The sequence below is a fragment of the Micromonospora sp. DT63 genome, from assembly GCF_049841615.1.
GTDB lineage: Bacteria > Actinomycetota > Actinomycetes > Mycobacteriales > Micromonosporaceae > Micromonospora.
The window spans coordinates 701,388-728,168 of sequence record NZ_JBNCKQ010000001.1 but is presented as its reverse complement, the minus strand read 5'-3'; the positions used below and the strand labels follow the sequence as shown (position 1 = coordinate 728,168).

General features: G+C 72.8%; 20 protein-coding genes. 12 read left to right on the top strand and 8 right to left on the bottom strand.

From position 1 onward, the window contains the following. Nucleotides 1-6: 6 nt before the first annotated feature. A complete protein-coding gene (locus ACLQ27_RS03440) occupies nt 7-1,206 on the top strand; it encodes an ROK family protein (RefSeq protein ID WP_425865557.1) in 1,200 nt (399 codons plus the stop codon). A 227-nt stretch (nt 1,207-1,433) separates the two neighbouring features. After that, a complete protein-coding gene (locus ACLQ27_RS03435) occupies nt 1,434-4,073 on the top strand; it encodes a discoidin domain-containing protein (RefSeq protein WP_425865556.1) in 2,640 nt (879 codons plus the stop codon). Between the two features lie 110 nt (nt 4,074-4,183). Here the strand turns inward: ACLQ27_RS03435 and ACLQ27_RS03430 are convergent, their stop codons facing one another. Continuing rightward, nucleotides 4,184-5,506 (bottom strand): flavin monoamine oxidase family protein, encoded by a 1,323-nt coding sequence (locus ACLQ27_RS03430; protein ID WP_425865555.1) that lies wholly within the window; start codon nt 5,504-5,506, stop codon nt 4,184-4,186. A 134-nt stretch (nt 5,507-5,640) separates the two neighbouring features. Between ACLQ27_RS03430 and ACLQ27_RS03425 the strand changes: the two genes are divergently transcribed. Both ACLQ27_RS03425 and fxsT read left to right on the top strand, forming a co-directional pair. After that, the gene (locus tag ACLQ27_RS03425; RefSeq protein WP_357573904.1) at nt 5,641-6,882 is read left to right on the top strand and encodes a TIR-like protein FxsC; all 1,242 of its coding nucleotides are present in this window, start codon (nt 5,641-5,643) and stop codon (nt 6,880-6,882) included. 12 nt (nt 6,883-6,894) lie between these two features. Then, nucleotides 6,895-10,806, top strand: coding sequence for an FxSxx-COOH system tetratricopeptide repeat protein (gene fxsT, locus ACLQ27_RS03420; RefSeq protein ID WP_425865554.1), 3,912 nt, complete (start codon nt 6,895-6,897; stop codon nt 10,804-10,806). A gap of 557 nt (nt 10,807-11,363) precedes the next feature. Here the strand turns inward: fxsT and ACLQ27_RS03415 are convergent. From ACLQ27_RS03415 to fxsA, 3 genes are read right to left on the bottom strand one after another with little or no spacing between them, the layout of a single operon-like run. Continuing rightward, on the bottom strand, nt 11,364-13,058 hold the full coding sequence (locus ACLQ27_RS03415) for an aKG-HExxH-type peptide beta-hydroxylase (RefSeq protein WP_425865552.1): 1,695 nt from the start codon (nt 13,056-13,058) through the stop codon (nt 11,364-11,366). Then, nucleotides 13,055-14,284 (bottom strand): FxsB family cyclophane-forming radical SAM/SPASM peptide maturase, encoded by a 1,230-nt coding sequence (locus tag ACLQ27_RS03410; RefSeq protein ID WP_425865551.1) that lies wholly within the window; start codon nt 14,282-14,284, stop codon nt 13,055-13,057. The genes ACLQ27_RS03415 and ACLQ27_RS03410 overlap by 4 nt, the downstream gene beginning before the upstream one ends. A gap of 2 nt (nt 14,285-14,286) precedes the next feature. Next, entirely contained in the window at nt 14,287-14,478 is a 192-nt protein-coding gene (gene fxsA / locus ACLQ27_RS03405) for an FxSxx-COOH cyclophane-containing RiPP peptide (protein WP_234582465.1), read from the bottom strand. Between the two features lie 279 nt (nt 14,479-14,757). Here fxsA and ACLQ27_RS03400 point away from each other — a divergent pair, with 279 nt between their 5' ends. From ACLQ27_RS03400 to ACLQ27_RS03390, 3 genes are all read left to right on the top strand, one after another. After that, nucleotides 14,758-15,111, top strand: a complete 354-nt coding sequence (locus tag ACLQ27_RS03400; RefSeq protein ID WP_357497169.1) for a YciI family protein — start codon at nt 14,758-14,760, stop codon at nt 15,109-15,111. Nucleotides 15,112-15,113: 2 nt separating this feature from the next. After that, nucleotides 15,114-16,322 (top strand): RNA polymerase sigma factor, encoded by a 1,209-nt coding sequence (locus ACLQ27_RS03395; protein WP_425865550.1) that lies wholly within the window; start codon nt 15,114-15,116, stop codon nt 16,320-16,322. Between the two features lie 88 nt (nt 16,323-16,410). Further along, nucleotides 16,411-17,544, top strand: a complete 1,134-nt coding sequence (locus ACLQ27_RS03390; RefSeq protein WP_357573899.1) for a carboxylate-amine ligase — start codon at nt 16,411-16,413, stop codon at nt 17,542-17,544. 10 nt (nt 17,545-17,554) lie between these two features. On the opposite strand, the gene ACLQ27_RS03385 is transcribed toward ACLQ27_RS03390, so the two are convergent. Together ACLQ27_RS03385 and ACLQ27_RS03380 are read right to left on the bottom strand one after the other, a co-directional pair. Then, complete coding sequence (locus tag ACLQ27_RS03385; RefSeq protein WP_425865549.1) at nt 17,555-19,339, bottom strand: N-acetylglutaminylglutamine amidotransferase; 1,785 nt, start codon at nt 19,337-19,339, stop codon at nt 17,555-17,557. Between the two features lie 115 nt (nt 19,340-19,454). Continuing rightward, nucleotides 19,455-19,883: a MarR family winged helix-turn-helix transcriptional regulator gene (locus ACLQ27_RS03380; protein WP_234582460.1), complete on the bottom strand. Its 429-nt coding sequence runs from the start codon at nt 19,881-19,883 to the stop codon at nt 19,455-19,457. A 95-nt stretch (nt 19,884-19,978) separates the two neighbouring features. On the opposite strand from ACLQ27_RS03380, the gene ACLQ27_RS03375 reads away from it, so the two are divergent. The 5 genes from ACLQ27_RS03375 to ACLQ27_RS03355 all read left to right on the top strand — a co-directional run bounded on the left by ACLQ27_RS03375 (nt 19,979) and on the right by ACLQ27_RS03355 (nt 24,883). Continuing rightward, nucleotides 19,979-21,757, top strand: a complete 1,779-nt coding sequence (locus tag ACLQ27_RS03375; protein WP_425865932.1) for an ABC transporter ATP-binding protein — start codon at nt 19,979-19,981, stop codon at nt 21,755-21,757. A 46-nt stretch (nt 21,758-21,803) separates the two neighbouring features. Continuing rightward, nucleotides 21,804-22,355, top strand: a complete 552-nt coding sequence (locus ACLQ27_RS03370; protein WP_357497161.1) for a hypothetical protein — start codon at nt 21,804-21,806, stop codon at nt 22,353-22,355. A 135-nt stretch (nt 22,356-22,490) separates the two neighbouring features. Further along, a complete protein-coding gene (locus ACLQ27_RS03365; protein ID WP_357497159.1) occupies nt 22,491-22,730 on the top strand; it encodes a winged helix-turn-helix domain-containing protein in 240 nt (79 codons plus the stop codon). Nucleotides 22,731-22,820: 90 nt separating this feature from the next. Beyond that, on the top strand, nt 22,821-23,279 hold the full coding sequence (locus ACLQ27_RS03360) for a hypothetical protein (protein ID WP_425865548.1): 459 nt from the start codon (nt 22,821-22,823) through the stop codon (nt 23,277-23,279). Between the two features lie 59 nt (nt 23,280-23,338). After that, nucleotides 23,339-24,883, top strand: a complete 1,545-nt coding sequence (locus ACLQ27_RS03355) for an NAD(P)-binding domain-containing protein (protein ID WP_357497155.1) — start codon at nt 23,339-23,341, stop codon at nt 24,881-24,883. Here ACLQ27_RS03355 and ACLQ27_RS03350 read toward each other — a convergent pair. Then, the gene (locus tag ACLQ27_RS03350; protein WP_234582562.1) at nt 24,867-25,466 is read right to left on the bottom strand and encodes a nitroreductase family protein; all 600 of its coding nucleotides are present in this window, start codon (nt 25,464-25,466) and stop codon (nt 24,867-24,869) included. The genes ACLQ27_RS03355 and ACLQ27_RS03350 overlap by 17 nt on opposite strands. Before the next feature lie 134 nt (nt 25,467-25,600). Then, a complete protein-coding gene (locus ACLQ27_RS03345) occupies nt 25,601-26,752 on the bottom strand; it encodes a carboxylate-amine ligase (protein ID WP_425865547.1) in 1,152 nt (383 codons plus the stop codon). Nucleotides 26,753-26,781: the final 29 nt, after the last annotated feature.

The window sequence follows — 26,781 nt, the reverse complement described above, 5'->3', positions numbered from 1 at the left end:
TGACGAGTGGAGCTGGCGCGTGCCACCAACCGGAGCGTCCGGCTGCGCAACCGGTCCGCCCTGCTGACGAAGCTCTTCCTCGATGCCCCGCTCACCCGGCAGGACCTGGTGCGCAGCACCGGGCTGAGCCAGCCGGCGGTCAGCAACGTGGTGGCCGATCTGATCGACGAAGGCATCGTCGCCGAGGCCGGTGCCGCCGAGTCCGACGGCGGCCGCCCCAGCATGCTGCTGCGCGTCGCCCCCCGGTACGCCTTCGTGATCGGCGTGGACGTCGGCGAGACCCGGGTCCGGGTGGAGCTGTTCGACTTCGCGATGACCCTGCTCGCCAGCATCGAGTACCCGCTCGACCCCGCGCGCACCGAGCCCGACGTGGTGGCCGGGCACGTGCTGGCCGGCATCGAGGTGGTCACCGGCAAGGCCCGGGTGGCCACCGCCGACGTGCTCGGCGTCGGCATCGGCGTCTCCGGCGTGGTCGAGCAGGGCGTCGAGGCCGTCGTGCACGCCCAGGCCCTCGGCTGGGACCGGGTGCCGCTGGAGCGGCTCATCGGCGCCGGCACCGACCTGCCGCTGCACATCGACAACGGCGCGAAGACCCTCGGCCAGGCCGAGATGTGGTTCGGCGCTGGGCGCGGCGCCCGGCACGCCGTGTTCGCCCTGGTCGGCTCCGGCGTGGGCGCGGCAGTGGTGACCAACGGCGCCACCTACCGGGGCGCGTCCAGCAGCGCGGGGGAGTGGGGGCACACCACCCTGGTGTACGGCGGCCGGGCCTGCCGGTGCGGCGCGCGCGGCTGCCTGGAGGCGTACGTGGGGGCGGAGGCGATCATCGACCGCTACCGCGAGGCGCGTCGGGGTCGCGCCGTGCCGGGCGAGGACGAGGAGTCGCAGCTCGCCGCGCTGGTCAGCGCCGCCGATTCGTCGGCCACCGCCCGCCGGGTGCTGAACGACACCGCCGGCTACCTCGGCGCGGGGGTGGCCAACCTGATCAACCTGTTCAACCCGGAGCGGGTCGTCCTCGGCGGCTGGGCGGCGATGGCGCTGGGCGACCTGCTGCCGGCCGTGCGCGAGGCCGCCGGTCGGCAGGCGCTGCGCCAGCCGTACGAGCAGGCGTCGATCGAGCTGTGCCGCCTCGGCGTGGACGCGGTGGCGCTGGGCGCGGCGACCCTCCCGATCGCCCGCTTCCTCACCGAGGGTGGTGTCCGCCGCTGAGCGGGTACGACGGCGCCGCCGACGGCAAATTACACAAAGTCGAGCTCTCGGGATAAATAACGAAGTTATAGATCGATGTCTTGACGCCGTCGCAATCTCGCCGCAACACTCCTACGAGAGCGCTCTCCTCCCCGCGGCGTCGCATCGGCGGCTCCACCCACGGCACCACGGGCGAACACCGATCCCCACCCTCTGGCGTCCGTAACGCCCTATCGACAGGCGATGTCATGACATCTCGTGCTACATCCGTACGCCCGCGTCCCCGGCGGCGGACCGTCCGGCACCTCCTCACCGGTGTCGTCGTGGCCCTGGTGGCGGCCCTGACCCCGGCCGTGGCCAGCACCGGCGCGCAGGCCGCGCCCACCCTGCTGTCGCAGGGACGCCCGGCGACTGCCTCGTCCACCGAGAACGCCGGCACCCCCGCGTCGGCAGCTGTCGACGGCAACACCGGCACCCGCTGGGCCAGCGCCTTCAGCGACCCCCAGTGGCTCCAGGTCGACCTGGGCGCGCGGGCCACCATCAGCCAGGTCAACCTGCTCTGGGAGGGCGCCTACGGCCGCGCCTTCCAGCTCCAGACCTCGGACGACGCCGCCACCTGGACCACGATCTACTCGACCACCACCGGCGCGGGCGGCACCCAGAACCTGACCGTCACCGGCACCGGCCGGTACGTGCGCATGTACGGCACCGCCCGGGGCACCGGCTACGGCTACTCGCTCTGGGAGTTCCAGGTCTACGGCGAGACCGGCGGTGACACCTCCACCTGCGGCAGTGCCAACGTGGCGCAGGGCAGCCCGGTGACCGCCTCGTCCACCGAGAACGCCGGCACCCCCGCATCGGCAGCTGTCGACGGCAACACCGGCACCCGTTGGGCCAGCGCCGCCAGCGACCCGCAGTGGCTGCGCGTCGACCTCGGCAGCACCCGCACGATCTGCCGGGTGACGCTCACCTGGGAGGCCGCGTACGCCCGGGCCTTCCAGCTCCAGACCTCCGCGGACGGGTCCACCTGGACCACCATCTACTCGACCACGACGGCAACCGGTGGCACCCAGAGCCTCACCGTCACCGGCAGCGGTCGCTACCTGCGGGTGTACGGCACGGCCCGGGGCACCGCCTACGGCTACTCGCTCTGGGAGCTGGCGGTGAACACGACCGGCGGCGGCACCACCGAACCCCCGGTCGGCACCACCGACCCGTACAACCCCAACCTCGGGCCGAACACGTACGTCTTCGACCCGGGCACGCCGACGTCGACGATCCAGAGTCGACTGAACACCCTCTTCACCCAGCAGGAGACCAACCAGTTCGGCCCGCAGCGCTACGCCGTGCTGTTCAAGCCGGGCACCTACACCGCCGACGTCAACCTCGGCTTCTTCACCCAGGTCGCCGGGCTCGGCATGGGCCCCGACGACGTCAACCTCAACGGCCACGTCCGCACCGAGGCGTTCTGGATGGGCGGCAACGCCACCCAGAACTTCTGGCGGGCCGCGGAGAACCTCTCGGTCACCCTGCCCGCCGGGCAGACCGTGGAGCGCTGGGCGGTGTCGCAGGCCGCGCCGTACCGGCGGATGCACCTGCGCGGCGCGCAGAACCAGATCCAGCTCTGGAACGGCGGCGACGGCTGGTCCAGCGGCGGCCTGCTGGCCGACACCCGCATCGACGGCCTGGTCGTCTCCGGTTCGCAGCAGCAGTGGTACTCCCGCAACAGCGAGTTCGGCAACGGCTGGACCGGCTCGGTGTGGAACATGGTCTTCCAGGGCGTCGTCGGCGCTCCGGCGCCGAGCTTCCCCAACCCGTCGCACACGGTCATCGCGCAGACCCCGCAGGTGCGGGAGAAGCCGTTCCTGTACGTCGACGGCAGCGGTGAGTACCGGGTCTTCGTGCCCGCCCTGCGCACCAACTCGACCGGCACCAGCTGGTACAACAAGACCCCCGCCGGCTCGTCGATCTCGCTGTCGCAGTTCTTCGTCGTGCAGCCCGGCACCAGCGCGGCCACCATCAACGCCGCCCTCGCCCAGGGCCGGCACCTGCTGTTCACCCCGGGCGTGCACCACGTGACCGAGCCGATCCAGGTCAACCGGGCCGACACGGTCGTGCTCGGTCTCGGCCTGGCCACCATCCAGGCCGACAACGGCAGCGTGGGCATGCGGGTGGCCGATGTGGACGGCGTCAAGGTCGCCGGCCTGATGTTCGAGGCCGGCACGACCAACTCGCCGGTGCTCATGGAGGTCGGGCCGTCCGGCTCGGCGGCGAGCCACGCCAGCAACCCGACCTCGCTGCACGACGTGTTCTTCCGCATCGGCGGCCCGCACGTCGGCAAGGCCACCAACACGCTGACCGTCAACAGCGACAACGTGATCGGTGACCACATGTGGCTGTGGCGGGCCGACCACGCCGCCAGCGGCGTACCGACCGGGTGGACGTTGAACACCGCCGACACCGGGCTGACCGTCAACGGCGACAACGTCACCATGTACGGCCTCTTCGTCGAGCACTACCAGAAGTACCAGACCGTCTGGAACGGCAACGGCGGCCGGACGTACTTTTATCAGAACGAGCTGCCGTACGACGTGCCCAACCAGGCGGCCTGGATGAACGGTTCGACCCGGGGCTACGCCGCGTACAAGGTCGCCGATTCGGTAACCAGCCACGCGGCGTGGGGGCTCGGAAGTTACAGCTACTTCAACGTCAACCCCGCGGTGGTCGAGGAGCACTCCTTCGAGGTGCCCGTCAACCCGAACGTGCGATTCACCAACATGGTCACCGTCTCGCTCGGTGGCGTCGGCACCATCAACCGGGTGATCAACAACGCCGGTGGCACCGCGAACGCGGCCAACCAGACGGTGTACCTGACCACCTACCCCTGACCGGGGCGCCCGCGCCGGCCCGCTCGCACGAGCGATCGGGCCGGCGCGGGTGGCACCCAGGGCCGAGCCGGCCCGGTCCCGCCGAAGACCGGGCCGGCCACGGTCCTGCCTCAGTACGCCAGCACCTCGGCCGCCGCGCGCTCACCGGCGCGTACCGCCCCCTCCAGGTAGCCGGCCCAGCGGGTCGCCGTCTCGGTGCCCGCCCAGTGCACCCGCCCGACCGGCGCGCGCAGCCGCGGCCCGTACGTGCGCCACGCCCCCGGAGTCAACACGCCGCCGAAGCAGCCCCGCGTCCACTCGTCGGCCGACCAGTCGTACTCCACCAGCGCCACCGGATCCGCCGCGCGCGGCCCGACCACGGCGGCGAACGCGTCCAGCACGCACTCGCGCCGTCGCGCCGGGGACATCTCCCGCAGCGCGGCGGCGTCGCCGGCGTAGCTGAACCCGGTCAGCACTCCGCGCGGCGAGGTCGGGGTGGAGTTGTCCACCGTCTCGGTGAGCGGTCCGGCGCTGCTGGTGGACACGCCGGAGCGCCCGTCGGCACGCCAGAACGGCTCGGCGTACACGGCGTGCACCTTCCACGCCGACCCCATCGGCATCCGCTGCGTCAGGCCGTCGCGCACCGCCGGCAGCGGCGGGTCGTACCGGATCCGCCCGGCCAGCGCCGGCGCCAGCGCGACCACCACGGCGTCGCCGTCGACGCGCCCGTCGTCAGTGCACACCGTCACCCCGTCGGCGTCCTGCCGGATCGTGCGCACGGCGACGCCCAGCCGCAGCGTCTCCGGCGGCAACCCGGCCGCCATCCGTTCGGCCAGCGCCGGTGGGCCGCCCACGATCCGGTCCTGCTGCGCGCCGCCGGCCATGCCCAGCAGTGGCCCGGTGCCGCCCGCGCTGCGCAGGTAGAACAGCAGGTGCAGCAGGGACAGCTCGTCCGCTCCGGTGGCCAGCAGCCCGCCGGCCAGCAGCCGCCCCAGGTAGTCGGCCGTGTCGGCGTCCCCGGCCGTGGCACGCAACCAACCGCCGAGCGTCGTCGCGTCCCACCGCGCGGCCTCCGGCGCCCGCCACGGCTCGGCCGGGTCCAGGACGGAGGCGTACTCGTCGAGCAGCCTGAGCACCCGGGCCACCTGCGCCGGCGGATCGGGTCGCCGCCCGCCGGCCCACAGCACTGTGGACGCGCCGACCGCCGCCGAGGCGAAGGTGACCAGGCCGTGCTCGGCGACCAGCGCGTACATCCGGTCCTGGGTCGGGCCGATCCACTGGGCGCCCAGGTCGAGTTGCGTGCCGTCGGGCAGCCACCGGGTCAGCACCCGCCCGCCGACGCGGTCCCGGGCCTCCAGCACCCGCACGCGCGCGCCGGCCCGGTGCAGCGCCGCGGCGGCGGCGAGACCGGAGAAGCCGGCGCCGACCACGACCACCCGGATGCCCTCGGACACGGCCACGGTCTACCCCAAAGCGTCGGGCATATGACTCTGCGCGGGCCAGCGGCGATGATCGCGGCCCGGGTGAGGTGGCATCGACGGTCCTATACTGTGCCTACCGGTCGTGGAACCCGTGAGCGGAGGCGGGCGTGCCACTCTTTTTCCTGAGTTACGCCCAGGAGGACAACCGCAACAGCCAGATCCAGGAGTTCTTCGTCGATCTCAGTGAGGCCGTCGCCGGGCTGGCCGCCCTCCATTGGGACGAGGCAGGGTTCATCGACGGGCACATCCCGCTCGGCAGCACCTGGCCGGACACCCTGTCCGACGCGTTGTCCACCAGCGCCTGCCTCATCGCGCTCACCTCGCCCCGGTACGTCGTCAGCGACTACTGCGGCCGGGAGTTCCAGGTCTTCGTCGACCGGATCGACGAGCACGAGCGGCAGTTCCGCGTCCGTCCACCCGCGATCGTGCCGGTGCAGTGGCTCCCGTGCGACCGGCTGCCCAAGGCGGTCGCCGGCTTCCAGTACCGCAACTTCCACACCGGCACCGCCTACGCCCAGGACGGCCTGCTCACCCTCAAGCAGCGCAAACGGCACGAGGACGACTACAAGGACTTCGTCGACGCGCTCGCCCGGCACATCGTGCAGACCGCCCGCGACCACACCCTGCACCGGCCGGCGCAGCGTCCCGTGCTGTCCAAGGTGACAAGTGCCTTCGACCGGCCGACGCGGCCGCAGGCGCACCACGGCCCGAGCGTGTCGACGACTGTGCAGCGGGCCACCAGCGCCCGGCACGTGCACATCGTGCTGGTCGCCGGCAGCTCCGCCGAGCTGGCCGGCAGCCGGCCCGGCGCCGAGGAGCGCTACGGCGCGGTCTCGCGGGACTGGCGGCCGTACCGGCCCGAGCTGGAGGTGCCGATCGGCAGCTGGGCCGGGGCCATCGCCACCACCAAGAGCTACGGCTGGACGGTGGAGGACGCCGAGGAGCTGGCGGCGGTCCGGGAGTGGGCGCGGGCGCACAACCAGATCGTCGTGCTGGTGGTCGACGTCTGGTCGGCCGACCTGCCGCGTTACCAGGTCAGCCTGATCGGCTACGACCGGGACGTGGACTCGCCGCGGGCGCCGGTGCTGGTGCCGTGGACGGCCGCCGACGACGCGGCCGCCGGCGGCAACCGCAAGATGTGGGACACCCTGGCCCGGGTGCTCCCGCATCACGTGCTGCACAACACCCGCGACGTGTGGCGCACCGAGATCGCGACCTCCGCACGCTTCCAGGAGGAACTGGAGGACGTGCTGGTGGTCGAGCAGGGCCGGATCTACCGCACGGGCACGGTCTACCAGGAGCCGCCCACCGACGGCTCCGGTCTGCGCCCGATCCTCGAAGGTCCCTAGGGGAGGCACGCCATGGCGGTGAACGAGACGGCACGCGGCCAGATCGTGACCTTCTACTCGTACAAGGGCGGCACCGGCCGCACGATGGCGCTGGCCAACGTGGCCTGGATCCTGGCCAGCCAGGGGTTGCAGGTGCTGGTCGTCGACTGGGACCTGGAGTCTCCGGGCCTGCACCGCTACTTCCACCCGTTCCTGCGGGACAAGGAGTTACGCGCCACCCCCGGCGTCATCGAGATGATCTGGGATTACTCGATCGCCACGATGCAGCGCAACCGTGACGAGGACTCCCAGGAACTCCTCACCGGTCACGCCAAGATCCAACGTCGTGCGGTCTCGCTGAACTGGGACTTCAGCCACGGCGGCGTGATCGACTTCGTGGCCGCCGGGCAGCAGGACTCGGCGTATTCGCGGCTGGTGAGCACCTTCGACTGGGCCAACTTCTACGAGCGCCAGGGCGGCGCGTCGTTCATCGACGCGGTCCGGGCACAGATGCGCACCGAGTACGACGTGGTGCTGATCGACAGCCGCACCGGTCTCAGCGACGTCGCCGGCATCTGTACCGTCCAACTGCCCGACCTGGTCGTCAACTGCTTCACCATGTCCACCCAGAGCATCCGCGGCGCGGCGGCGGTGGCCCGGTCCATCCGCAGCCAGCGCCCGGACGACCCGCCGCTGCTGCTGCCGGTGCCGATGCGTGTGGAGGACGCCGAGCTGCGCAAGTTGGAGACCGGCCGAGACCTGGTCCGCGCCGAGTTCGCCCCGTTCCTGGACCACCTCTCCGACGCGGCGGCCGCCCGCTACTGGAACACCATCGAGGTGCCGTACCGCACCTTCTACGCGTACGAGGAGATCCTCGCCGCGTTCGGCGACCGGCCCGAGCAGGTCGGCACCCTGCTCGCCGCGTACGAGCAGCTCGCCTCGGTGATCACCGACGGGCGGATCACCCAGCTGCACCCGATCGGCGAGTCGGACCGTCGCCGCTCGCTGGCCGAGTTCGAACGGAGCCGGCTCACCGCCGAGCAGGCCGTGCTGCTCAGCTACGCCTCCGCCGACCGGCTCTGGGCCGAGTGGATCACCGACCAGTTGGAGGACGCCGGGTTGCGGGTGGACCGGCGCGCGCTGGACGTGCCGCTGCTCGCCGGCGGGCGGGCCGAGTTCGACCGGGCGGTCAGCGGTGCCAGCCGGGTGCTGGCCGTGCTCACGCGGCACTACGCGAGCACCCCCCTCGCGGGTGAGGTGTGGAAGAGCGCCACCGGCCGCGACCAGCTCGGCGGCGGGGGAGTGCTGGTGCCGCTGCGGGTCGACGAGTCGCGGCTGACCGCCCCGTACAGCGAGCACAGCCCGGTCGACCTCACCGACAGCGACCCGTCCACGGCACGGACCCGGCTGCTGGAGGCGGCGGGAACGGCGACGGTCACGGCCGGCGGCCGCGCGGTCGGCCGGTTCCCCGGCCCGTTCCCGGCGATCTCCAACGTCCGCCAGCACGGCACGCCCTTCGTCGGCCGCGCCGCCCAGTTGGAGGCGCTGCGCGACCGGCTCACCACCTCGCCGGACTCGGCCACCCAGGTCGTGCACGGCCTCGGCGGCGTCGGCAAGACCCAGCTCGCCGCCGAGTACGCGCTGCGCTTCGGCCGCGACTACGACCTGGTCTGGTGGATCCCGGCGGACAGCGAGGACCGCATCCGCGGCGGTCTGGCCGACCTCGGCCAGGCGATGGGTCTGGGCACGGGCGGCGGCGCCGAGGCGGCCCGCCGGGTGCTCGACACGCTGCGCCGCGCCGGGCCCGACCGGCGCTGGCTGATCGTCCTGGACAACGCCGACAAGCCCACCCGCGCCACCCGGGCGCTGCTGCCGCAGGGGCCCGGCCACGTCCTGCTCACGACCCGCGACCAGAGCTGGAGCGAGTACGCCACCGCTACCGAGCTGACCGTGTTCGACCGCGCCGAGAGCGTCCAACTGCTGCGCGACCGGGTCCGCGGGCTCACCGACGCCGAGGCCGCGCAGGTGGCCGAGAAGCTGGGCGACCTGCCGCTCGCCGTCGAGCAGGGCGCGGCGTACCTGCGGGCCAGCGCCATGCAGGTCGAGAAGTACCTCAGTTCGCTGGACACCCCCGGCCTGCTGCGCATCCTCGACGGCCGGCAGTCCGCCGGCTACTCCAAGGCGCTCGCCGCGACCTGGCTGTTCACCCTCGGCCAGTTGCGCGAGGAGAAACCGGCGGCGGCCCGGCTGCTGGAGCTGTGCTCGTTCTACGCGCCCGAGCCGATCCCGGTCGCGATGCTCACCGGCGACCGCTTCGCCAGCTTCATGGCCCCGATCGACCCGACGCTCACCGACCCGATCCTGCAGGGTCTGGTCACCGCCGAACTGGGCCGCTACGGTCTGGCCCAGGTCGACGCGGAGAACAACTCGGTGCGGATCCACCGGCTGGTGCAGCTCGTCATCCAGGACCAGTTGGACGACCCCGACCAGGCCCGCCGGGAGGCGCAACTGCTGCTCGCCGCCGCCAGCCCGCGCGACCCCGACAAGCCGGTCAACTGGCCGCGGTACGCCGAGCTGTGGCCGCACGTACGCCCCAGCGGTCTGCACCTGTCCACGATGGACGAGGCCCGGCAGCTGGTCGTGGACATCGTGCGCTACCTCTACCGCCGGGGTGACTACGACACCAGCCGTGCGCTGGCCGAGGAGTCGCTGGCCGCGTGGCGCGACACCGACGAGGACGACCCCACCACGCTGCGGATGCGCTTCCACCTGGCGAACGTCCTACGCGCGCAGAGCCACTTCGACCGGGCGTACGAGATCGACCGGGACGTCTACGACCGGCAGCGGCGGATCTTCGGCGAGGAGCACCTCTACACCCTGATGACGGCCCGCAGCCTCGGTGCGGACCTGCGCGCCCAGGGCCTGTACCACGAGGCCGAGGCACAGGACCGGCGCACCCTGGAGCTGAGCGTACGCAGCTTCGGCGACGACAGCGGTCGTACGCTGACCGCGGAGAACAACCTCGCCGTGTCGCTGCGCCTGGTCGGCGACTTCCGGGGCGCCGCCGCGCTCGACCAGCACATCCACGAGCGGCGGCGGGACCGCTTCGGTGAGGAGGACCCGTCCACCCTCGCCTCGGCCAGCAACTACGGCCGCGGCCTGCGCGACACCGGCGAGCTGTGGCGGTCGCACAGTGTCCTGCAACGCACCTACGCCACCCAGCAGAAGGTGATCGGCGCGGACCATCCGGAGACCCTGCGGACGGCGAAGGAGTTGGCGCTGACCCTGCGTCAGCTGGGGCGCTTCGCCGACGCGCACCGGCTGATCGAACGGACCGTGGTCCGCTACCAGCGCACCCTCGGCGGTGAACACGCCGACACGCTCTCCGCCGAGATGGCCCTGGCCACCACCTGGTCGGCGGTGGGCGACAACCAGACCGCCCTGCGGGTGGCACGCCGCCTGCGCGACGGCTACAACGAGGTGCTCGGCGAGTCGCACGCCATCACCCTGGCCTGCCTGAACAACCTCGGCGTGCTGCTGCGCAAGCAGGGCGACCACACCCAGGCCCGCGAGCTGTCCCAGCGGGTCCGTGACCAGTTGCTGACCAACCTCGGCGAGCGGCACCCGCACACCCTGCTGGCCACCCTCAACCTGGCCAACGACCTGTTCGCCCTCGGCGACGGCGACAACGCCCTGCTGCTGGACACCACCGCGTACGTGGAGCTGACCCGGGCGCTGGGCGCCGAGCACCCGGACACGCTCTCCGCCTCGGTCAACCTGGCGCTGAGCCGGCAGGCCACCGAGAGCGAGGCGGACGCCGGCCGGGCCCTCTACGACGAGGCGTTCGGCCAGTTGGTGCAGCTCTTCGGCGGTGACAACCCCCGGGTGACGCAGGCCCGCCAACGCGAGCGCTCCAACGCCTACATCGAGCCGGCGCTGCTCTGACCCGTCCCGCCCCGCCGTCCCGCCCCGCCGCCCCGCCGCCCCGCCGCGCCGTCCCGCCCCGCCGTCTCGCGCTGCCGTCTCGCGCTGCCGTCTCGCGCTGCCGTCCCGTGCCGCCGTCCCGCGCCGTACCGGGGCCGCCGTCCTGTGCCGCCGCCCGCCGCGCCGTCCCGCGCGGCCCCGCCTCGACGGCGTCGCGGTCCCGCCTCGGACATCTCTCGTGCGTCCTTTGCTCTGCTTCACTCCACGCAACACCTCTCGGCCGCAAGTGTTGCGCCCGTTGAAGCAGAGCAAAGGACGCAACTGCCCCCTGCCCCCTGGCCTCGCGGCCGGGCCGGGGCAGGGCGGGGGCAGGGGGCAGGGGCGGGCCGGGGCGGGCAGGGGCGGGCCGGGGCAGGCCGGGGCAGGGCAAGGCAGGCCGGGGCGGGCCGGGGCGGGGCAGGGCGAGGCAGGCCGGGCCGGGGCGGGGCAGGGCGAGGCAGGCCGGGCCGGGGCGGGGCGGGGCGGGGCGGGGCGGGGCGGGGCGGGGCGGGGCGGCGTTACTGTCCGCAGCCGACAGGTCAGGCGGGCTGCGCCAGCCAGGTCGCGAGCGCGAGCGGGTCGGCATCGGGGAGCGTGTGGCTCAGCGCCCGCACCAGCTCGGGCCGGCTGGTCAGCACCCCGGCCGCGACCGGCTGCCCGGTGTGGTGGGCGGTCAGGGCCAACCCCACCCAGGCGTCGACGTCCCCGCAGTCGGCGGCGACACGTCGCCGGTACCCGGCCAACGCGTCCTCGGCGTTGCCCGCCGCGTACGCCTGGTCGCTCGGGCTCGACCCCGGCGGCCCGCCGGAGCCCAGGAGCCGATGGCGGACGGCGCCCTCGGGACCGCTGCCCATGGTGAGGGCGGGACGCGGCGCGGCCGGGACGACCGTCGACGCCTGGCGACCGGTCTCCGGCGGCACGCCCTGTCGCCAGGCGTGCGCCAGGCGGGCGACCTGGTCCGGGTCGGGGAGCAGGTTGGCCAAGCCCCAGCGCACCGCGCTGGCGTCCGCCACGTCCCGCACGGCCGCCTCGACCGCGCCGTCGACCGGGTCACGCCAGCCGCGCAGGGTGCTCGCCATGTCTGCCACGAAGGACCGGCCGGCCGCGGTCAGCTCGTCCGCGTCGGCGAGCTGCCGGACCGCGCGGATGGTCTGCTCCCGCCAGTACGCGTACTCGAACGCGGCGGCGGTCCCCTCGTGCCGCCGGCAACGCCACACCTCGGCCACCCCCAGGTGCGCGTACGCGCCTTGCAGCAGCGCGCCGACGGGGCGTGGGTCCAGTCGCCAGGGCGCCCGGTAGCGGGCCGGCCCACCCGGGCGGTGCAGCGGCACCAGATCGGAGAGCGCGCCGAGTTTGGTGTGCTGCAACTCGTGCACGAGCAACAGCGCCAGGGTCGGCGCGTCGGCGGGCACCGAGAGCGCGATGGCACCGAGAGCGTCCCTGCTGGTGGCGCTCACCGGGTTGCCCGAGGGCGGCGGTCGCAGCGGCACGAGTGTGCGCAGCAGCCCGGCCAGCGCGTCGGCGTGCGCCGGAAGATGGGCCCGCAGCCACCGCCCGGCCTCGGCGGTGAGCCGGGTCAGCCGGTCGGCCGACACGTCGTCCAGCCGGGGTGCCGACGGCCGGTGGTAGCAGTCGCGCCACGGGTCCTGGTCGTCGACCAGCACCTCGACCGCGTCGAACGGTGTGGTCCGGCGTATCGGCAGCCAGCCGATTGCGCCGCCACCCGCGTCGAGTAGCCGGCCACCGCCCGCCTCGATCCGTACGCCCTCGTCCGCGCCGCTGCCGATCCGCACCGTGCCCGCCTCGCCGGTGAGCCGTACCGGGCTGTCGAAGGGCAGGCCGGTCGCCGCGCCGACGGTGGGCAGGGACAGGACACCGTCGCCCGGGCGGGGCAGTGTCAGCGTGAACGTCAGGCCGGCGCGTGTCGCCGCGGCCGCCGCGAGGGCGGCCAGGTAGGCGGGGCCGGCGGCGCCGTCGAGCGCGGCGCGGGCCCATCCGGTCACCGGTGGGTGGGTCAGCACCGCGGCGACCGTTGCCGGGTGGGCGTGCTCGGCGCGGGTGAGCAGCTCCAGACTCTGCCGGACCAGTGGCTCGCCACGGCAGGCGCGGGCGGCGGCCACGGTCAGCAGCCGACGGCGACCGAGCTGCCCGCCCCGCAACACCGCGATGGTGGAGGCGTCGCCGTGGCCCTGGGCCAGTCCGGCGAGCTGCGCCGCCGACAGGGGGCCCGTCACGGGCGTGCCACAGGCGTCGGCGCGCTCGCCCCGGCGACGCGGCGGCGCAGCGCGTCCAGGTCGGCGGTCACCACCGCCCGCACGTGCTGGATCAGCCGCAGCAGGTCGGCACAGTAGACGGACGGGTGGGTGAAGCCGGCGCCGTCGCGGAAGCGGTGCGCGTACAGGCCGCCGCCGCAGACGTCGACGACCGGGCAGGCCCGGCAGGCCGCCGCGAGCGCCGCGGTCCCGGTGGGACGCCCGGCCAGCGACGGGTGACGCAACGCCTCGTCGAAGCTGTGCCGAAAGACGTCGAAGCCGGTCCGCATCGCCGACGCGGTGGTCGTCTTGAGCGTGTCGGCGCCCTCGATCGTGCCGTCGGTCTCGATCGTCATGACGTCCGGCTCGGCGGCGCCCAGCGCCTGGGTACCGCTGCGTCCGCCCAGCAGCAGCACGATCAGTGACTCGAACAGTCGGATGCCGGTACGCCGGGGGGTCTCGGCGTACCAGCGATCGAAAATGGCGATCAGCCAGTCCGCGTACGGGGTGGCGGGGTCGTCGGGGTGGCGCCCGGGTGGGGGAATGCTCCAGTTGCCGTGCGGCAGCAGCAGATCCAGTCGGGGCGGGTCGAACTCCCGCAGGCCCTCGTAGACGGCGATCGGGTCGTTGGCCAGGTCGACGGTGCACAGCAGGCCTGCGTAGCGGGCCCGGTGTTCGGGTCGGGCCAGCAGGCGCAGCGCGGCGGCCACCTCGGCGAAGCTGCCCCGGCCGTCGGCGTGGCGGCGGTGGCGGTCGTTGGCTACGCGGTCGCCGTCCACGCTCACCCCGACGTCGATGCCGTGCGTGTGGCACAGGTCGAGCGCCGCCTCGTCGAGCAGGAGCCCGTTGGTCTGCATCGCCACGTCGAGTGCGACGCCGCAGGGCATCGCGGCGCGCAGTGTGCGTACCGTCCGGTCGAGCACGGCGGGGCCGGCGAGCAGCGGCTCCCCGCCGTGCAGCACCACCCGGACCCGGTCGGTGCCGTGCCGGGCCACGTGGGCGGCGAGCCGGTCGGCGACCCGGCTCACGGTGCCGGGTGCCATCACCCGTGGCCGGTCCCGCCAGCCCTGGTCGGCGTGGCGGTAGACGTAGCAGTAGTCGCAGGCCAGGTTGCACCGGGAGTGGACCTTCAGCACCACCTGACGGATGCGGGGCGCGGCCACGGCAGGGCGGTGTCGGGTGGCCGACGGCGGGGCGTCGGCCGGCACGGTCAGAAGCTCGACTCGAATGCCGACACGTCGCCGGGCCGGCCCGGCTCACCCTCGGCGGCCAGCGTGCCCAGCACGTGGGCCAGGACGCCGTCACCGGCGCCGGCCAGCAGGTCCGCCAGAGGGACGTCGCCGAGCTGCACCAGAGCGGCGCCGACAGTGCCTCCGATGGGTGGCTGGTCGTGGTCAGCCACCGTGGACCGTCCTTCGGTCGAAGACCGGCACCTGAGTCACCGCTGCGCTCACTCCGCCTTTCTACACCATCGCACCCGACCCCGGACGGCACGACACCGCGGCCCGTACGCGCTGGCCACCGTGCCGTTACCTGGCGTACGACAGGGCCGCCCGGCGCGGCGTGGCACACCCGGTGGCCGGGACCGCCGATTTTTCCGGCCGGCCTGTCGAGATGGGCGCTGGTCGTTCGTGTGGAGGATGAGAGGTCGGCGTCGCGCCGGCCGTCACGAGGAGGAACGATGACGCTCTACCTGCTCAGCATGCACCAGCCGCAGGGTGGGGTGCCGGAGCCGGAGTTTCTGGCACAGGTGATGCGCGAGGTCGGTGAGCTGCGCGACGAGCTGGCAGCCGCCGGGTCCTGGGTCTTCGGTCAGGGTCTGCACGGTCCGGAGACCGCCACGGTGCTGCGCGCCCGCGACGGTGACGTCCTGACCACCGACGGACCGTTCGTGGAGGGCAAGGAGTACCTGGGCGGCGTCACCATCATCGACGTGCCGGACCTGGACGCCGCCCTGCACTGGGGTCGCCGCTACGCGCTGGCCACCACCCTGCCGATCGAGGTCCGCCCCTTCCGGGCCGGGGCCGGAGACTGACCGTGCCCGACGTGGAGGCGGTGTTCCGCGCCGAGTACGGCCGCGCGGTCGCCGTGCTGGTGCGCCTTCTCGGGGACATCGACCTCGCCGAGGAGGCCGTCCAGGACGCCTTCGCCATCGCGCTGCGACGCTGGCCGGACAGCGGCCCGCCGCCCAGCCCGGCCGGTTGGATCATCACGACGGCCCGCCACCAGGCCATCGACCGGCTGCGCCGGGAGGCGACCCGCGCGCACCGGCACGCCCAGGCGGCCCTGTTGTACGCCGCCGACCCGCCCGACGAGGAGGGGCCCGTGCGCGACGACCGGCTACGTCTGATCTTCACCTGCTGCCATCCGGCGCTCGCCCCGGCCACCCGCGTCGCGCTCACCCTGCGTCTGCTCGGCGGTCTGCGCACCGCCGAGATCGCTCGCGCGTTCCTGGTGCCGGAGGCGACGATGGCGCAGCGACTGGTCCGGGCCAAGTCGAAGATCCGCAACGCCCGCATCCCGTACCGGGTGCCGCGCGACGCCGACCTGCCCGACCGGCTGCACGCCGTGCTCGCCGTGCTGTACCTGATCTTCAACGAGGGGTACACGGCCAGCGCCGGTCCGCACCTGGTTCGAGCCGAACTGTGCGTCGAGGCGATCCGGCTGGCCCGGCTGCTCGTCGAGCTGATGCCGGACGAGCCGGAGGCGTCGGGCCTGCTCGCGCTGATGCTGCTCACCGAGTCCCGCCGGGCGGCGCGCACCTCGGCGGCCGGCGAGCTGGTGCCGCTTGGCGAACAGGACCGGGACCGGTGGGACCGCGCCCTGATCGCCGAGGGGCAGACACTGGTGCGTCGCTGCCTGCGCCGCGACCGGCCGGGGCCGTACCAGATCCAGGCCGCGATCGCCGCCGTGCACAGCGCCGCGCCGCGCGCCGCCGACACCGACTGGCGTCAGATCCTTGCCCTGTACGACCAGCTGACGGTGGTCGCCCCCGGTCCGGTGGTGGCGCTGAACCGGGCTGTCGCGCTCGCCGAGGTCGCCGGCGCGGCGGCGGCGCTGGCCGAGGTGGACCGCCTTGATCTGCCCGGCTACCACGTGCGGCACGTCGTGCGCGCCGACCTGCTGGCCCGGCTCGGCCGGGGCGGCGAGGCCGTCGAGGCGTACCGGACGGCCGCCGCGTTGACGGACAACGCGGCCGAACGGGCCTTCCTCGACAGTCGGGCGGCGGCGGTGTCGGCGCTCTGACCGCGCGTTTGCCGACGGCCCGGGCCGGGAAACCGAGCCGCCCGGCCGGGGTGTCCACCCGTGGCCGCAGCAGCGGATGGAGGCGGCCATGGCGTATCGTCCGACGACCGTCGACACCGTGCCCGACATCGGCACCCTCACCCTCGGCGTCGAGGAGGAGTTCCTGCTCCTCGACCCGCACAGCGGCCGGAACCTGCCGGTGGCCGACCAGGTGCTGGCTGCGCTGCGCGGCCCGGCCCGCGACCAGAGCCGCCAGGAGTTCCGGCACAGCATGGTGGAGATGGTCACCCCCGTCTGCGCCGATCTCACCGAGCTGCGCACCCACCTGGTGACGCTGCGCCGCTCCGCCGTCGAGGCCGCCGCAGCGGCCGGGGCCCGGCTCGTGGCGGTCGGCGCCACCCCGGTGGCCGAGCCGCACCGGACGGTGCCCGACCGGCCGCGCTACCACGCGATGTCCCGGCGGTACGGGCCGGTGGCGCACGACCCGGCGGTCTGCGGCTGTCACGTGCACGTCGGGCTGCCGGACCGGGAGCTGGCCGTGCAGGTCTGCAACCACCTGCGGGTGTGGCTGCCGGTGGTGCAGGCGATCACCACCAACTCGCCGCTGCACGACGGGTACGACACCGGCCACGCCAGCTGGCGGTCGATGCAGTTGGAGCGCTGGCCCAGCATCGGGCCGACGCCGTACTTCGACTCGGTCGCCGACTACGACCGCACCGTCGACGAGCTGATCGCCGCCGGCATCATGCTGGACGCGGCGATGGTCTACTGGTACGCCCGGCCGTCGTCGGCGTACCCGACGGTGGAGGTCCGTGTCGGTGACGTCTGTCCGACAGTGGACGACGCCGTGCTGGTCGCCGCCCTGGTCCGCAGCCTGGTCGCGACACTTGCCGACGACGTACGCGCCGGTGCGCTCGCGCCGCCCGTGCGCGACTGTCTCGTCGCCGCGGCGCACTGGCGGGCGGCCCACGACGGCCTGGACGGCGAGCTGATCGACCTGCGCGCCGGCGGCACCCGACCGGCCTGGGACCTGGTGGACGAGCTGATGGCGGCGATCGCCCCGGCGCTGCTGCGTCACGGCGATCTCGGCTACGTGCTGGCCCAACTGGCCCGGCTGCGCCGCGACGGCACCGGCGCGACCCGACAGCGACGGGTGCTGGAGCACACCGGGGACCTGCTCGCGGTCATCGACGACCTCGCCGCGCACACCGCCGCCGGCTGACGGGCCGTCCTCACCGGATGTCGTGGGTCTGCAACCACAGTTCCAGCAGACCGAGCTGCCACAGCTTGTTGCTGCCCGCGGCGGCCTCGGCGCGGTCCGGCTCGGCGAGCAGCCGCGCCACGTACTCGGGGCGGAACAGGCCCCGCTCGCGCGCGACCGGAGCCTGCAACGCCTCGGCGACGAGCTCGCGCACCGGCCCGTCCACGTTGCGCAGCGCCGGCACCGGGAAGTAGCCCTTCGGCCGGTCGATCACCTCGGCCGGCAGCACCTCCCGGGCGACCTCCTTGAGCACCCCCTTGCCACCCTGGGCCACCTTGTGCTCCGGTGGGCAGTGCGCGGCGAGGGTGACCAGGTCCTGATCCAGGAACGGCGTACGCACCTCCAGCCCCCAGGCCATGGACATGCTGTCCACCCGCTTCACCGGGTCGTCGGGGAGCATCAGGTGGGTGTCCAGGCGCAGGACGGCGTCCAGCGCGGTCTGCGCCCCGGGCGCGGCGAGGTGGCCGGTGAGCAGGTCGCGGCTGGCGTCGTGTTCCAGCGCGTACGCCGGGCCGACGATGGCGCGCAGCTCGTCGTGGTCACGGTCGAAGAAGGCGGCGGCGAACGTCTCGGCGGCGCCGTGGCGGGGCGCCTCGGTCAGCGGCTGGTGGTAGCCGTAGCCGGCGAACACCTCGTCGGCGCCCTGCCCGGACTGCGCCACCTTCACGTGCCGCGCCACCTGCTCCGACAGCAGGTGGAAGGCGACCACGTCGTGGCTGCCCATCGGCTCGGTCATGGCCAGCACGGCCCGTCGTACGGCGGGCGCCAGGTCGTCGTCGGCGAGCCGGATCCGATGGTGGTCGGTGTCGTACGCGCGGGCCACCAGGTCGGAGTAGTGGAACTCGTCGCCGGACTCGTCGCCCCGGCTGTCGAAGCCGATGCTGAACGTGCGCAGGTGCTCCTGGCCGGCCTCGGCGAGCAGCGCCACGATGAGGCTGGAGTCCAGGCCGCCGGAGAGCAGCACCCCGACCGGGACGTCGGCGACCAGCCGCCGGCGTACCGCCGCGCGCAGCGCGTCGCCGATCGCGGCCCGCCAGTCGGCGGCGTCCATCCCCGCGTCGGCCGGCTCCCGCACGTAGTCGGGCTGCCAGTACACCTGCTCCCGGCTGCGCCCGTCGGCCTCGATCACCCGCACGGTGGCGGGCGGCAGCTTGCGCACACCGCGCAGCACGGTGCGCGGCGCGGGCACGATGGAGTGCCAGGACAGGTAGTGGTGCAGCGCCACCGGATCGATGCCCGTGTCGACGTCGCCGGCGGCCAGCAGTGCGGGCAGGGTGGAGGCGAACCGCAGCCGTCCCGGTGCCTCGGCGAGGTAGAGCGGTTTGATGCCGAGCCGGTCGCGAGCCAGGATCAGCCGCCGCCGGGGCCTGTCGACCAGCCCGATCGCGAACATGCCGACCAGGTGGTCGACGAAACGTTCACCCCAGTGGGCGTACGCCACCAGGATCACCTCGGTGTCGCTGGTGGAGCGGAAGGAGTACCCGGCGTTCCGCAGTTCCTCGCGCAGCTGCGGGTAGTTGTAGATGCAGCCGTTGAAGACCAGTGCCAGGCCCAGGTCGTCGCGCACCATCGGCTGACCGCCGGCATCGGACAGGTCGATGATGGTCAGCCGCCGGTGCCCGAGGAGCACCCAGTCGTCGGCGTACAGGCCCTCGTCGTCCGGGCCGCGCGAGCGCATCGCCTCGGTCATCCGGGTGACCGCCGCCGCGTCGGGCGGCCGGCCATCGAAGCGCGCCTCCCCGCTGATCCCGCACATCAGGCGGGGTGGTGGTTCAGGGCAGACATGGGCGCCTCCTGTCACGTCTCCCCGGCTGGTGGTGGCGGGGGTCCGGCGAACGAACGGGGCGGCTGCCTACCCGCGCGTGGGGCGGTTATGCGCGCAGGGTGCGCAGGATGCGGGCCAGTTCGGCGCGGTCGCTGTCGGGGAGGTGGCCGAAGAAGCGATCCGCCTCGGCACGGCGGGCGGCCCGGATGGCGGCGCTGACGCGGGTGCCCTCGTCGGTGAGCGCGACCAGGGTCGCCCGGCGGTCGGCCGGGTCGGGTCGGCGCTCGACGAGCCCTCGGGCCTGCAGATCGTCGACGACCTCGGTGGCCGAGCGGGGCGCGATGTGCAGGTGCTCGGCGAGCGTGCCGGGGCGTACCTCGCCGTGGCGGCCGAGCACCCCGAGCGCCCGGGACTGGCTGGGGGTGACGTCCCACGGCGCCAACGACTCCCGGGTCTGTCGGCGCAGACGGGACGCCACCGCCCAGAACGTCTCGGCCAGGCTCTCGTCGCCGCTGTCGGTGGTGTCCTCGGTCACCGGAATACGGTAGCAGCCGATACTGTTGTTCCCTCATGTTGAGGTAACCTCAGCATATCCCGACTGGAAGGCAGTGCCCCTTGGAACGCACCCCCATGGGCCGCGACCGCGGCCACCGCACCGTCAGCGCCGAGGAGAAGACGCAGGCCCGCCAGGTGTCCCTGCGCCGCATCGGCCGCCTGTTCACCCCCCACCGGCCCGCGCTGGCCATCGTCACCGCGATCATCGTGCTCTCCTCGATCGTCGCGATGGCCAGCCCGTTCCTGCTGCGGGAAGTGATCGACAGTGCCCTTCCGCAGGGCGACGTGACCCTGCTGGTCTGGCTGGTCCTCGGCATGGTCGCCGTGGCCGCCGTGACCGCCGCCCTCGGCGTCGTCCAGACCTGGATCTCCACCCAGGTCGGGCAGCGGGTCATGCACCGGCTGCGCACCGACGTGTTCAGCCACCTCCAGCGGCAGTCACTCGGCTTCTTCACCCGCACCCGCACCGGCGAGGTGCAGTCCCGCATCACCAACGACATCGGCGGCATGCAGTCCGTGGTCACCTCCACCGCCACCGCCGTTGCCGCCAACCTCACCACTGTGGTCGCCACCGCCGTCGCCATGGTCGCGCTCTCCTGGCAGCTCTCCCTGGTCTCGCTCGTGGTGCTCCCGCCGGCCGTCTGGCTGACCCGCCGGGTCGCCCGGATGCGCCGCGAGATCACCGACCAGCGCCAGCGTGAACTCGCCGACCTCAACGTCACAGTCGAGGAGGGGCTGTCGATCAGCGGCGTACAGCTCGCCAAGACCCTCGGCACCGGCCCCGCCCTGATCGACAGGTTCACCGCCTCATCGGCCCGCCTCGTCGACCTGGAGCTGCGCAGCGAGCTGGCCGGCCGCTGGCGGATGGCCTCGATGAGCATCATCTTCGCCGCCGTACCGGCAGTCATCTACCTCGCCGCCGGCCTGCCCGGCACCGCCGGCACGCTGAGCATCGGCACCCTGGTCGCCTTCACCGCCCTGCAGGGCGGCCTGTTCCGCCCCCTGATGGGCCTGCTCAACGTGGGGGTGTCGCTGACCGCCTCGCTGGCGCTGTTCGCCCGGATCTTCGAATACCTCGACCTGCCTGTCGACGTGGCCGACCCCACCGAGCCGGTCCACCTCGACCCCGCCCAGGTCCGCGGCCACCTGCGCCTGGACGACGTCACCTTCGGCTACCCCGGCAGCGACACCGCAGCCCTCGCCGGCATCACCCTCGACGTGCCGGCCGGCACCAGCCTCGCCCTCGTCGGCGAGACCGGCTCCGGCAAGAGCACCCTCGCCGGACTGGTCAGCCGCCTGCACGACCCCACCGCAGGCCGCATCACCATCGACGGCATCGATCTGCGCGACCTGCGCCTGACCGACCTGGCCGCGATCGTCGGCGTCGTCAGCCAGGAGACGTACCTGCTGCACACCACAGTCCGGGAGAACCTGCGCTACGCCCGGCCGGACGCCACCGACGCCGAGATCGAGGCCGCCGCCCGTGCCGCCCAGATCCACGACCTCATCGCCGGCCTGCCCGACGGGTACGACACGATGGTCGGCTCCCGCGGGCACCGGTTCTCCGGCGGCGAGAAGCAACGACTCGCCATCGCCCGCACGCTGCTGCGCGACCCGCGCATCCTGGTGCTCGACGAGGCCACCAGCGCGCTGGACACCGAGACCGAACGCGCCGTGCAGCGAGCGTTCGACGTGCTCGCGCAGGGGCGTACGACGATCACCATCGCCCACCGCCTGTCCACGATCCGCGACGCCGACCAGATCGCCGTGCTCGACCACGGCCGGATCGTCGAGACCGGCGACCACGACAGTCTGCTCAACCGCAACGGCCGCTACGCCACACTCGCCGCCTGAGAACGGCGAATACAACACCACGGTGGCGGGATGACAGGCTCAGCATATGGAGAGCGTTCTGACGCAGCTGCCCGCCCTGCTCGGCGTACTGGTCGGCACCATTGGCACGATGGTCGCCACCACGGTGACGGAGCGTGCCCGATGGCGACGCAGCCAGAACGTCCGCTGGGACGAGCGGCGGTTGGACGCGTACGCCGATTTCACCCGCGCAGTGAAGGAGATCCACCTGGTCTCCCTGGGGATGCTGAGCGGTCACCGCCCCGGCTCCCGTACGCCCACGTTGGACCGCGAGGACGGGCTGGCCCGGCTGGCCGAGGCGGACGTGCGTCATACCCTGACCTGGGAGGCGGTCCTGCTGCTCGGTGACGCGACGACCGTACGTGCGGCCTCCACCTGGCGGCGTGCCGTGCGGAACCTGGAGCAGGCGGCGCGGAGTCTGCCGACCCCACCGGACAACCTGGCAGCCATGGTCGGGCAGGCCGACGAAGCCCGCGACGACTTCTACCAGGCCGCCCGCGACGGCCTCGGCGTACGCGGCGGGACCGTGGAGCAGTTTCGGCGTCCAGTCGAGGGACGGATCCCGACGGCACGGCACTGAGCAGTGTGGAAGCCGAACTCGTTGCCACGCGAGGACCGGCTCTGATCGAACATGTCTAGACATGCTAGGTAAGTCAACGCTGCTTGTTAGGTGCGTCGCGGTGTGATCAAATCGGGTTGCCACGCGAGGAGTGCCATGCGAGAAGTGCCGGATTACTGGCGCATCGCCGATGATGTGATCGCCGACGTCAGGTCGAAGAAGGTCAAGCCGGGGGACAAGCTGCCCTCGATCGCTGAACTGCGTTCGCGATACGACGTCAGCCACGGGACTGTGCAGATGGCCTACGCCCGGTTGGAGGCGCTGCGCGTGATCCGGCGGCAGCAGGGCAAGGGCGTCTTCGTGACCGACCCGAAGACGTGGATGCGCGAGCCGTAGGTGGCGTGGGACATCTCGGAACACGCCGCCTACGCGGGCGGCCTCGCTACACGTGTGGCCAAGTTGCGGCAGCGTTTTCCCGACGCGCTCGTGACGTGCGACGTTGCCGGCAAGTTCTCCGGGCCCGAGCTCATTTGCTGGAACGCGCACCCGCGCGAGACCTGGGTGTGGGTGTTCGAGGCGGATGATTCTGCGGGGGCACGGCGTGCTTCGGCTCGGCTGGAGCAGCTCCTCACGGCTCCGCACGAGCTGACCGCTGTCGTGGACAAGCCGGTGGTGGCCGGCCCGAACGACGTCTTCGAGAAGGACTCCGTCACCGCGTCCAGCTATGTCGACGTGGACCGGCGGATCGAGGTCCGGAACGGGCCCGGAGACGGCATCCAGCTGTTCCGGGCGTTCGACATCGAGGGTTTCGACGACACCGCGGAACGGGTCGCGATCAACCTGGCGCTCGGTGCCGCCTACAAGGCGGATCGCGCCTCCCGAAGGGCGTTGGGTTTCCGGCGCGACGGTCTGTCCACGCACTCGCGTGGTGACGAACGGCATTGACACAGATCGCTTCGCATCCCATGGTCGATGGATTCATCCCTCCGTCGAAGGGCCGCAGGATGCTCAGCAGTGAACACCGGTACGTCATCGTCGGGGCGGGGCCTGCCGGCCTACAACTGAGCTACTACCTCCAGCAGCACGGCGCCGACTACCTGACGCTGGAGAGCGGCGACGAGCCCGGCGGTTTCTTCCGGCGGTTCCCGCGCCACCGTCGGCTCATCTCGCTGAACAAGGTGCACACCGACAGCGCCGATCCGGAGATCCGCCTGCGCTGGGACTGGAACTCGCTGCTCAACGACTCCCCGGACCTGCTGTTTCCGCGCTTCAGCGAGGAGTACCTGCCGGCCGCCGACGACCTGGTGCGTTACCTCGCCGAGTTCCAGCGGGTCCACGCGCTCAACATCCGTTTCGGCACGACCGTCGAGCGGATCACGCGCAGCGGCGACGGCTTCGTCGTGGGCACCGACCAGGGGGAGGTCCGCGCGCGCTGCCTGGTCGTCGCGACCGGCTGGGGCCGGCCCTTCGTGCCGGCCATCAAGGGCATCGAACATGCCATCGGGTACGAGGACATGGACGTCGATCCCACGGCGTACGACGGTCAGCGGGTCCTGATCATCGGTAAGGGCAATTCGGCTTTCGAGACCGCGTCGGCCATCCTCGGCCGCGCGTCGATGGTGCACCTCGCCAGCCGGCAGCCCCTGCGACTGGCGTGGAACACCAAGCATCCCGGGGACGTACGTGGCCAGTACGGCGCGATCCTCGACAGCTACCAGTTCAAGACGTTGCACTCGGTGCTGGACTGCACCATCGACGAGATCCGGCCCGTCGACGGGCGGTTCCGGGTGTCCATCACGTACACCCACGCGGAGGGGGAGACCGCCGAACTGGACTACCACACGGTGCTGCGGTGCACCGGGTTCCGGATGGACACGACGATGTTCGACGAGACGTCCCGACCCGACCTGGTGCGTGACGGCCGCATGCCCGGCCTGCGCCCCGACTGGCAGTCCAGCAACATCGACGACCTGTACTTCGCCGGCACGATCGCCCAGGCGCGGGACGCGAAGCACGCGTCGTCGCCGTTCATCGACGGCTTCCGGTACAACCTCCGCACCTTCACCCGGATCCTGCGGGAGCGCTACGAGGGCGTGCCGCTGTCGTACGCGACGACGCCCGCCGATCCCGTGTCGCTGACGAAGCTGATGCTCGACCGCGTCAACTGGTCGTCGGCGTTGTGGACCCAGTTCGAGTACCTGTGCGACGTCTTCGTCCGCGACGACGAGACCGGCGACATCCACCACTACGAGGACCTGCCGGAGGACTACGCCGTGGAGCGCTTCGCGGCGGCCACGCAGTGGTACACGCTCGCGTTGCGGTGGGGCCGTGACGACTACGGCGACGTCTTCGCCATCGACCGGCACCCGACGCCCGACCGGGCCCGGGAGAGCGCCTTCATCCATCCGGTGATCCGGCGTTACCGCGGCTCGGAACTCGTCCACGAACAGCACCTGCTGGAGGATCTGCTGGCCGAGTGGCGGCGCCCGGACCGGCACGTCGAGCCGTTGGTCGAGTTCCTGACCGGGGACCTCACCAGCGGATCATGATCTCGTCGAGGGGTTTGCGGGCCAGATCGGGGACGTGGGCGTCCGCTGTGGGATAACCCACGGGCATCACGACGTACGGGCGCTCCTCCGCGGGTCGCTCGCACACCTCGTTGAGGAACCGCATCGGGCTGGGCGTGTGGGTCAGGGTGACCAGGCCGGCGTGGTGCAGCGCGGTGATCAGCAGGCCTACCGCGATGCCGACGGACTCCTTGACGTAGTACGGCTTCGGGCTGTGCGGCCCCTGATGCACCTCGAACACGACGATGACGGCCGGTGCGGTCTCCAGGAACGGTTTGCGCCAGTCGGTGCCGAGCCCGGCGATCGCACCCAGCCACTCCGGCGAGGCACGGCGGTCGTAGAACGCCCGTTCCTCGGCCTCGGCGGCCTCGCGCAGCCGGCGTTTGCGGGCCGGGTCGGTCAGGACGACGAACCGCCACGGCTGCACGTTGGCGCCGCTGGGCGCGGTCGACGCCGCCCGGATCGCGGCCTCGACGACCCCGTCGGGCAGCGGGTCGCTGGCGAAGTCCCGCACCGACCGGCGCTGCGCCATCCGCTGTGCGAACGCCTCCGCCTCGCGCACCATCTCGGCCGCCGGTCGGCGGTGGTGCTGGATGGGCACCCTGGGTACCAGGTCGGTGTCGTTCACCTGTGGCCTCCGTGCTGACGTGTGCCGGCCTTCCGGTTCGTCCAGCATCTCGGAGCCGACGCCGCCTGTCGTTACGCAGGCGTGCCCTCTTCACGGGTGGGCACGTCGGGGGCGGTCCGGCTGACGAGCTCGTCGACCACGTCGCTCAGACGGCCGCGCACCGTCCGGGCGGCACGCTGACGGGTCGCGCCGTCGCCGTCCGCGGCGAGCCACTTCAGCCAGCCCTGCACCCGTTCGCGGTCACCGGCCGCGTCCAACGCCGGCCGGGCGCGCTCGACGAGCCGCTCGGCCAGGGCGGACGCGGGCAGCAGCCGGCCCGTGCCGACGTCGACGCCGTGGCCGCCCATCCCGTCGCGGGCGGCCCGCCAGTACGCGAGCCGCAGCAGGTCGGGAACCAGTCGGGGCCCCTCGTCGCCCTCATCGACGGCCTCCCCGGCGACGACGACCAGGGCCCGCACCAGGGCGGCGAGCGCCGCGGACTCGGCGGCGGTCACGGGAACGTCGGCCACCCGTACCTCGAGCGTGGGGTGGTGTGCGGACAGGCGCAGATCCCAGAAGATCGTGCCGTGGTCGACCAGCGCGCCCGCGTCCAGGAGCATGTCCACGTGGTCGTCGTACTGCCGCGCGGACGTCAGGTACGGCGGCGGGCCGGCCACCGGCCAGCGCCCCCACGTGACGCTGCGCCAACTCGCGTAGCCGGTGTCGCGCTCCGCCCAGTAGGGCGAGTTGGCGGTAAGGGCGATGAGCACCGGCAGGTGCGCGCGCAGGTGGTTGCCGATCAGCACGGCCCGGTCCCGGTCGGGCTGCTGCACGTGGACGTGCACGGCGCAGATCGCCAGCTCGTCGTGCAGCCCACGGAAGGTGGCGGTGCCCCGATCCTGCCGTGGCCCCTCGGTCAGCGGCGGCGGCACGGCACGGCCCAGCACCGGCGAGCCGCTGGCGATCACCCGCAGACCCGCCGAACGGGCCGCGGTCTGTACGGCGGCCCGGCCCTCGACGAGCTGCGCGGCGAGATCGTCGACACTCTGGCACGGGTCGGTGCGGGTTTCGAGCTGGAGCTTGGTGATCTCACCGCCCACCCGGGCACCGAGCGTCGGGCGCGCGCCGTCGACGACGGTGGCCGCCTCCGGTACGACCTCGCCCCGGTCGGCGTCGACGACGAGGAATTCCTCCTCGACGCCGAGCGGGGGAATGAGCGATTCCGAGTGCTGTCCCGTAGGCATGCCGAAGCCGACCCCTCGCTGCCGGTCAC

Excerpts from the sequence above, each read along its gene's own strand:
- ACLQ27_RS03375 (WP_425865932.1), top strand. The coding sequence starts at position 19,979 with ATGGGCCGCGACCGCGGCCACCGCACCGTCAGCGCCGAGGAGAAGACG.
- ACLQ27_RS03355 (WP_357497155.1), top strand. The coding sequence starts at position 23,339 with ATGCTCAGCAGTGAACACCGGTACGTCATCGTCGGGGCGGGGCCTGCC.
- ACLQ27_RS03390 (WP_357573899.1), top strand. The coding sequence starts at position 16,411 with ATGGCGTATCGTCCGACGACCGTCGACACCGTGCCCGACATCGGCACC.
- ACLQ27_RS03435 (WP_425865556.1), top strand. The coding sequence starts at position 1,434 with ATGACATCTCGTGCTACATCCGTACGCCCGCGTCCCCGGCGGCGGACC.
- ACLQ27_RS03345 (WP_425865547.1), bottom strand. The coding sequence starts at position 26,752 with ATGCCTACGGGACAGCACTCGGAATCGCTCATTCCCCCGCTCGGCGTC.
- ACLQ27_RS03400 (WP_357497169.1), top strand. The coding sequence starts at position 14,758 with ATGACGCTCTACCTGCTCAGCATGCACCAGCCGCAGGGTGGGGTGCCG.
- fxsT (WP_425865554.1), top strand. The coding sequence starts at position 6,895 with ATGGCGGTGAACGAGACGGCACGCGGCCAGATCGTGACCTTCTACTCG.
- ACLQ27_RS03385 (WP_425865549.1), bottom strand. The coding sequence starts at position 19,339 with ATGTGCGGGATCAGCGGGGAGGCGCGCTTCGATGGCCGGCCGCCCGAC.
- ACLQ27_RS03365 (WP_357497159.1), top strand. The coding sequence starts at position 22,491 with ATGCGAGAAGTGCCGGATTACTGGCGCATCGCCGATGATGTGATCGCC.
- ACLQ27_RS03350 (WP_234582562.1), bottom strand. The coding sequence starts at position 25,466 with ATGGTGCGCGAGGCGGAGGCGTTCGCACAGCGGATGGCGCAGCGCCGG.
- ACLQ27_RS03370 (WP_357497161.1), top strand. The coding sequence starts at position 21,804 with ATGGAGAGCGTTCTGACGCAGCTGCCCGCCCTGCTCGGCGTACTGGTC.